The sequence below is a fragment of the Aquabacterium sp. A7-Y genome, assembly GCF_026153205.1.
Lineage (GTDB): Bacteria > Pseudomonadota > Gammaproteobacteria > Burkholderiales > Burkholderiaceae_C > Caldimonas.
Map to the genome: position 1 here is coordinate 1 of NZ_JAPFBW010000083.1, position 1072 is coordinate 1072.

The window sequence follows — 1072 nt, forward strand, 5'->3', positions numbered from 1 at the left end:
GGCACGGATGAGAGCCAGACGATCGACGAGGACGGATCCCTGACCGATGCGGTCACCGCGACCGATCCCGACGGCGACGCACTGAGCTATGCGATCGACACTGCACCGACGAACGGCACGGTGGTCGTCGATGCCAACGGCAGCTACACCTACACGCCCAACGCCAATTTCAACGGCAGCGACAGCTTCACCGTCGTCGTGACCGACGCGCAAGGTGCGACCGACACCATCACGGTGACGGTCAACGTGAATGCCGTGAACGACAACCCGGTGGTGGTCGGCACGCTGAACAACGTGAGCAGCACCGATGCCGCCACCGTCAGCATCCCGACCAGCGCCGTCTTCCGCGACGCCGACATCGCCACCAATGGCGACCAGCTGAGCTTCTCGGCCACCGGCCTGCCCGCCGGCCTGAGCATCGACCCGAACACCGGTGTCATCTCCGGTACGCTGCCGAACAACGCCAGCGCCCAAGGTCCGTTCAGCATTGAAGTGACGGTTACCGACCAGGGTGGCAGAAGCACCAGCACCAGCTTCTCGCTGTCGGCGAACAACCCCGGCCCGGTGGGCTCCGACGAGAGCCACACGATCGATGAAGATGGCTCGCTCACCGATGTGGTCTCAGCGTCGGATGCAGACGGCGACGCACTGAGCTACGCGGCCGGTACCGCGCCGGCCAACGGCACCGTGGTGGTGGATACCAACGGCAACTACACCTACACCCCGAACGCGAACTTCAACGGCACGGACAGCTTCACTGTCCTCGTGACCGATGCGCAAGGCGCCACGGACACCATCACGGTCAGCGTGACGGTCAATGCCGTGAACGACAACCCGGTGGTCGTGGGCACGCTGAACAACGTGAGCAGCACCGATGCGGCCACCGTCAGCATCCCGACCAGCGCCGTCTTCCGCGACGCCGACATCGCCACCAATGGCGACCGGCTGACCTTCTCCGCCACCGGCTTGCCGGCCGGTCTCAGCATCGACCCGAACACCGGTGTCATCTCCGGCACCCTGCCCAACAACGCCAGTGCTCAAGGTCCGTTCGCCATTGAAGTCACGGTTACCG

At 64.9% G+C, this 1072-nt stretch carries 1 protein-coding gene; it reads left to right on the forward strand.

Annotated elements, in window-relative coordinates; translation table 11 throughout:
- The coding region (locus tag OOT46_RS30620) for an Ig-like domain-containing protein (protein ID WP_265407404.1) at nucleotides 1-1072 on the forward strand (1072 nt) is incomplete at both ends.